At 34.5% G+C, this 6,092-nt stretch carries 6 protein-coding genes; all 6 read right to left on the bottom strand.

Going from position 1 to position 6,092, the window contains the following annotated elements; translation table 11 throughout:
- Positions 1 to 262 precede the first annotated feature (262 nt).
- The 6 genes from EDD60_RS15885 to rpsL all read right to left on the bottom strand — a co-directional run bounded on the left by EDD60_RS15885 (position 263) and on the right by rpsL (position 5,850).
- The gene (locus tag EDD60_RS15885) at positions 263 to 571 is read right to left on the bottom strand and encodes a PTS lactose/cellobiose transporter subunit IIA (RefSeq protein ID WP_066448152.1); all 309 of its coding nucleotides are present in this window, start codon (positions 569 to 571) and stop codon (positions 263 to 265) included.
- Between the two features lie 94 nt (positions 572 to 665).
- Positions 666 to 1,460: a Cof-type HAD-IIB family hydrolase gene (locus EDD60_RS15880; protein ID WP_066448155.1), complete on the bottom strand. Its 795-nt coding sequence runs from the start codon at positions 1,458 to 1,460 to the stop codon at positions 666 to 668.
- 103 nt (positions 1,461 to 1,563) lie between these two features.
- Positions 1,564 to 2,748: an elongation factor Tu gene (gene tuf / locus EDD60_RS15875; RefSeq protein ID WP_066448157.1), complete on the bottom strand. Its 1,185-nt coding sequence runs from the start codon at positions 2,746 to 2,748 to the stop codon at positions 1,564 to 1,566.
- An 89-nt stretch (positions 2,749 to 2,837) separates the two neighbouring features.
- Positions 2,838 to 4,916, bottom strand: a complete 2,079-nt coding sequence (gene fusA / locus EDD60_RS15870; RefSeq protein WP_066448159.1) for an elongation factor G — start codon at positions 4,914 to 4,916, stop codon at positions 2,838 to 2,840.
- Between the two features lie 30 nt (positions 4,917 to 4,946).
- The gene (gene rpsG, locus EDD60_RS15865) at positions 4,947 to 5,417 is read right to left on the bottom strand and encodes a 30S ribosomal protein S7 (RefSeq protein ID WP_066448162.1); all 471 of its coding nucleotides are present in this window, start codon (positions 5,415 to 5,417) and stop codon (positions 4,947 to 4,949) included.
- A gap of 19 nt (positions 5,418 to 5,436) precedes the next feature.
- Positions 5,437 to 5,850: a 30S ribosomal protein S12 gene (gene rpsL, locus EDD60_RS15860; protein WP_066448165.1), complete on the bottom strand. Its 414-nt coding sequence runs from the start codon at positions 5,848 to 5,850 to the stop codon at positions 5,437 to 5,439.
- Positions 5,851 to 6,092 lie beyond the last annotated feature (242 nt).

Genomic DNA, 6,092 nt, shown 5'->3' with positions numbered 1-6,092 from the left:
CATTGTCTATCTCTAAAGACAACTTCTGTCTTCTAGCTCTTCTTTGTTTCTTCTTATTGACGTGTTTTCTGTTTAGTTTTCAATGTCCGTTTGCTTGTCATATCTCTCTCGAGCCGACTTCTATAGTCTATACTATTTTTAGAATAAAGTCAACATATTTTTTATATTTTTTTAAATTTATTTTTGCTTTTCAAAATATTTTCAAAATATAAAAAAGGAAGAATTCATCATGAACCCCTCCTTAATATTTGTTGTCTTTTAATTAACCGATTTTTTTATATAAATCAATAAATTCTTGAGCTAAGTCAATAACAACTAATGCAGTCATTAAATGGTCTTGAGCATGTACCATTAATAAGTTTAATGGAGCTTTTTCTCCTCTAATTTCTGCTTGAATTAATTCAGTTTGAGCATGATGTGCTTCATTTACTGTTTCTTTTGCTGTTTGTAATGATTCGTCAGCCTTATCTAAATCTCCAGCTTTAGCATATTGGATTGCTTCAATTGCAGAGCTACGTGCACTACCACTATTAACGATAAGGTTAATTACGATTTGTTCTTGTTCATCCATTTTAATTTCTCCTTTGATAAGCAATTTTCAGATTTAATCTGTACTTCTATTCTAACAAATTAACGTTACAATTTCAACCATTAACACTTAAAAATCATTTAATTAAAGAAAAATGGTTAAGTGCTTTCAAAATTCCATCTTTATCAATATCATCTGTCACATAATCAGCTACAGCTTTTGCTTCTATTGCTCCGTTTCCCATTGCAATACCTAAGCCAACTTCTGTAAGCATCTCAACGTCGTTTCGACCATCGCCAAAGGCAATTGTTTGTTCAATATCCATCCCTAGTTTTTCAACTAATTTCTTTATTCCTTTAGCCTTAGATTCACCTTTGAGAGTTAAGTCAAATGAATAACCACTTTGATGTCTTTGAATATCAAAATATGGTGATAAAGCCTCCACCATTGGGGCTATATCATCTGATGAATTGACAACTATCATTCCAATATATGTTTCAATTTCTTGAGGGTCAAATTGATCAATTATTGTGTTATCTTTCATCCCCCAATTATTCTTAAATTCAATGTGTTTAGGATTATTTTTATTGAGAACATAAATATAATCATTACCCTCAAAATAATAAGCTAAGTCCCTCTCTAAACATAATTCATGTGTTTTTTGTATTGCTTGAGCAGGGATAACTTTTTTATAAATTGTTTCACCCATATATTCAACATATGCCCCATTACAAGTCACATAACCATCAAAAGGATAATCCATAACACCATCAATAATAAAACACTTACATCTACCAGTAGCCAAAAAGACATGATCACCTTGTTTTTGTAATTGTAACAAAGCATTACGTGAAGAATCAGGTATTGAATATATTCCTTTATTACATTCTATCAATGTTCCATCTATATCAAAAAAATACAATTGTTCCATAAACATACCTCCATGTATTTTATTCTACCACAATTTATCGCATTTCATTATCTTTTTTACATAGAAAAAAAGGTGTCCTATGACACCTTTATCGTTCAATTGATTATTCGATAACTTCTGAAACGTTACCAGCACCAACTGTTCTACCACCTTCACGGATTGAGAATTTAGTTCCGTTTTCGATAGCGATTGGAGCGATTAATTCAACTGTTAATTCAACGTTATCTCCAGGCATAACCATTTCTACACCTTCTGGTAATTCGATAACTCCAGTTACGTCAGTAGTTCTGAAATAGAATTGAGGTCTGTAGTTAGCGAAGAAAGGAGTATGACGTCCACCTTCATCTTTTGATAAGATATAAACTTGAGATTTGAATTTTTTGTGTGGATGTACTGAACCTGGTTTAGCTAATACTTGTCCACGTTGGATTTCTTCTCTGTTGATACCTCTTAATAATACACCTACGTTATCTCCTGCTTCAGCGTAATCTAATAATTTACGGAACATTTCGATACCTGTAGCAACTGTTTTTTGAGTTTCACGGATACCAACGATTTCTAATTCATCGTTTAATTTTAATTGTCCTCTTTCAACACGTCCTGTAGCAACTGTTCCACGTCCAGTGATTGTAAATACGTCTTCAACTGGCATTAAGAATGGTTTATCAGTATCACGAGTTGGAGTTGGGATATAAGAATCTACAGCATCCATTAATTCATGAATAGCTGGAACCCATTTTGGATCTCCTTCTAATGCTTTTAAAGCTGATCCACGGATGATTGGAGTATCATCACCTGGGAAGTCATATTCATTTAATAATTCACGAACTTCCATTTCAACTAATTCGATTAATTCATCATCATCAACCATATCGCATTTATTTAAGAATACGATGATGTAAGGTACACCTACTTGACGAGATAATAAGATATGTTCTCTAGTTTGTGGCATAGGACCATCTGTAGCAGCAACTACTAAGATAGCACCATCCATTTGTGCAGCACCAGTGATCATGTTTTTGATGTAGTCTGCATGGCCTGGACAGTCAACGTGTGCATAGTGACGAGTAGCAGTTTGATACTCAACGTGTGCAGTGTTGATTGTGATTCCACGTTCTTTTTCTTCTGGAGCAGCATCGATAGCAGCATAATCCATTGCTTGAGCTTGTCCATCTTTAGATAATACTGTAGTGATAGCTGCAGTTAAAGTAGTTTTACCATGGTCAACGTGACCAATAGTTCCGATATTAACATGCGCTTTAGAGCGGTCAAATTTTTCTTTAGCCATTATTAGCTTCCTCCTATATAAATTTCTTTAAATTTTTACATATACATTCTAAATGATTTGTAACAAAAATGCAATAACTTTCAGCAGAATTAATTGTTTCCACCATTTTTCTTAATAATTTCTTCTTTAATTGATTTTGGTACTGGTTCATAACGATCAAATTGCATAGTGTAGTTTCCACGACCTTGTGTAAATGATCTTAAATCAGTAACATATCCAAACATTTCAGATAAAGGTACACTTGCTTGTACAGTAACAGCATTTCCTCTTTCTTCTTGTCCTTCAATCATACCACGTCTTGATGAAATATCACCCATAACACTTCCTAAATATTCAGAAGGTGCAGTGATTTCAACAGCCATGATTGGTTCTAAGATAACTGGATCACATTTTTTACCAGCTGCTTTTAAAGCTAAGCTTGCTGCAACTTTGTATGCCATTTCTGATGAATCGACATCATGGTAAGAACCATCAAATAAAGTTGCTTTGATATCTAATACTGGATATCCTGCAATCATACCGTTTTGTAAAGCATCTTCAAGACCTGCTTTTACAGAACCTATATATTCTCTTGGTACTGTTCCACCAACAACTGCATCAACGAATTCAAATCCTTTACCTTCATTAGGTTCGAATTTAATCCATACGTGACCGTATTGTCCACGACCACCTGATTGTCTTACAAACTTACCTTCACAATCAGCAGCTTGTCTAATTGTTTCTCTGTAAGCAACTTGTGGTGCACCAACATTTGCTTCAACTTTGAATTCTCTCTTTAAACGATCTACGATAACGTCTAAGTGTAATTCACCAACCCCAGCGATAATAGTATCACCAGTTTCAGGGTTTGTTGTAACTCTGAATGTTGGATCTTCTTCAGCTAATCTTGATAAACCATTACTTAATTTATCTTGATCTTGTTTAGTTTTTGGTTCAATAGCTAATTCGATAACTGGTTCAGGGAATTCCATTTTTTCTAAGATAATGAAATTCTTTTCATCACAGATAGTATCTCCAGTTGTTGTGTTTTTAAACCCAACAGCAGCAGCGATATCTCCAGCATAAACTTCATCAATTTCCTTACGAGTATTAGCATGCATTTGTAAGATACGTCCTAAACGTTCTTTTTTGTCTTTTGTAGAGTTTAATATATAAGACCCAGATGCAACATGTCCTGAATACACACGGAAGAAAGTTAATTTTCCTACGAATGGGTCAGCCATGATTTTGAATGCTAATGCTGCGAATGGTTCATCATCACTTGGATGTCTTACTACTTCATTTCCGTCTTCATCTTCACCTTTAATAGATGGAACATCAGTTGGAGCTGGTAAGAAATCAATAACAGCGTCTAACATACATTGAACACCTTTGTCTTTGTATGCAGAACCACATAATACTGGGAATAATTCAACAGCTAATACACCTTTACGGATAGCAGCTTTGATTTCTTCTTCAGTAATATTTTCATCTTCTTCTAAGACTTTCATCATTAAATCATCATCAAATGAAGCAGCAGCTTCAATCATTTTTTGACGATATTCTTCAGCTTGAGCTTTCATGTTTTCAGGGATTTCAGAGTAAACAACGTTTTCTCCTTTAGCTCCTTCAAAATGAACAGCTTGCATTTTGATTAAGTCAATTAATCCTTCGAATGTATCTTCAGCACCAATTGGTAATTGAATAGCAACAGCGTTAGCATCTAATCTTTTACCAATAGATTCTACTGACATTAAGAAGTCAGCTCCAGTTGCATCCATTTTATTACAGAATACAATTCTAGGTACTCCATAAGTTGTAGCTTGACGCCAAACTGTTTCAGTTTGAGGTTCAACCCCAGCTTTAGAGTCTAATACAGTGACAGCACCATCAAGTACACGTAAAGAACGTTCTACTTCAACAGTGAAGTCTACATGGCCTGGAGTGTCAATGATATTAACACGGTATCCATTCCATTGAGCAGTTGTTGCTGCTGAAGTGATTGTGATACCACGTTCTTGCTCTTGTTCCATCCAGTCCATTTGTGAAGCACCATCATGTGTTTCACCAATCTTATGAATTTTTCCTGTGTAATATAGAACACGTTCAGTTGTTGTTGTTTTACCAGCATCGATATGAGCCATGATTCCAATATTACGAGTTTTTTCTAACGAAAATTCACGAGCCATAATTTTCTCCTTTCAAATAGTCTCTTTATATTACCAACGGAAATGTGCGAATGCTTTATTAGCTTCAGCCATCTTATGAGTGTCTTCTTTCTTCTTAACAGAAGCCCCAGTTCCATTAGATGCATCAACGATTTCATTAGCTAAACGATCAACCATACTCTTTTCATTTCTTAAACGAGAGTAATTGACTAACCATCTTAAACCTAATGTCATTCTTCTTTCTGGAGATACTTCAACAGGTACTTGATAGTTAGCTCCACCAATACGTCTTACTTTTAATTCAAGTACAGGCATAATGTTATTGATTGCTTGATCAAATACTTCCATTGCTGGATTTCCAGTTTTTTCTTCAACTTTTTTAAATGCTTCATATAAGATGTTTTGAGCAACACCTTTTTTACCATCAAGCATGATGTTGTTAATTAATTTTGTAACTACCTTAGAATTATAAATTGGATCTGGTAGTACATCTCTTTTTGCTACGCGTCCTCTTCTTGACATCAGTTTTTCCTCCTATCTCTTATTTTTTAGGTCTTTTAGCTCCATAACGAGAGCGTCCTTGCATACGATCTTTTACACCAGCACAGTCCATAGTACCACGAATAATATGATAACGAACCCCTGGTAAGTCCTTAACACGTCCTCCACGAATTAACACAACGCTGTGTTCTTGTAAGTTGTGTCCGATTCCTGGGATATATGCTGTAACTTCCATACCGTTTGATAAACGAACACGGGCATATTTACGTAAAGCCGAGTTAGGTTTCTTAGGTGTCATAGTGGCAACACGTGTACAAACTCCACGTTTTTGAGGTGAACTAATATTAGTTGGTTTTTTTAATAATGAGTTATATCCTCTATTTAACGCAGGTGATTTTGATTTAGATGTTTTTTCACTACGTCCTTTTCTTACTAATTGATTAATTGTAGGCATATTTTGTCTCCTTTCCTTTCTTCTTAACACACAATTCCGGGTGTTTCATTTTTTATCAGAATAAATGTACTCAATCCTGAGCACCGTAGATGATTATAGATGAATGATAGACGAAAGTCAACACTTTTTTCAAATTTATTTGAATTTATCTGATTCAAATATGATATTGTCTCAATGTATCAAAGTTGAATATGTCCTGCATGCAGGACATATTCAAAACTTCATGTTATGATATAACCTCA

Source organism: Longibaculum muris (assembly GCF_004343035.1).
Classification (GTDB): Bacteria; Bacillota_I; Bacilli_A; order Erysipelotrichales; family Coprobacillaceae; genus Longibaculum; species Longibaculum muris.
Note: the sequence above shows the minus strand (reverse complement) of the source record. Positions and strands in the feature narration are given on the sequence as shown.

Bases quoted from the DNA above. Each gene is read 5' to 3' on its own strand.
- EDD60_RS15885 (WP_066448152.1), bottom strand. From the start codon at position 571: ATGGATGAACAAGAACAAATCGTAATTAACCTTATCGTTAATAGTGGT.
- EDD60_RS15880 (WP_066448155.1), bottom strand. From the start codon at position 1,460: ATGGAACAATTGTATTTTTTTGATATAGATGGAACATTGATAGAATGT.
- rpsG (WP_066448162.1), bottom strand. From the start codon at position 5,417: ATGTCAAGAAGAGGACGCGTAGCAAAAAGAGATGTACTACCAGATCCA.
- fusA (WP_066448159.1), bottom strand. From the start codon at position 4,916: ATGGCTCGTGAATTTTCGTTAGAAAAAACTCGTAATATTGGAATCATG.
- rpsL (WP_066448165.1), bottom strand. From the start codon at position 5,850: ATGCCTACAATTAATCAATTAGTAAGAAAAGGACGTAGTGAAAAAACA.
- tuf (WP_066448157.1), bottom strand. From the start codon at position 2,748: ATGGCTAAAGAAAAATTTGACCGCTCTAAAGCGCATGTTAATATCGGA.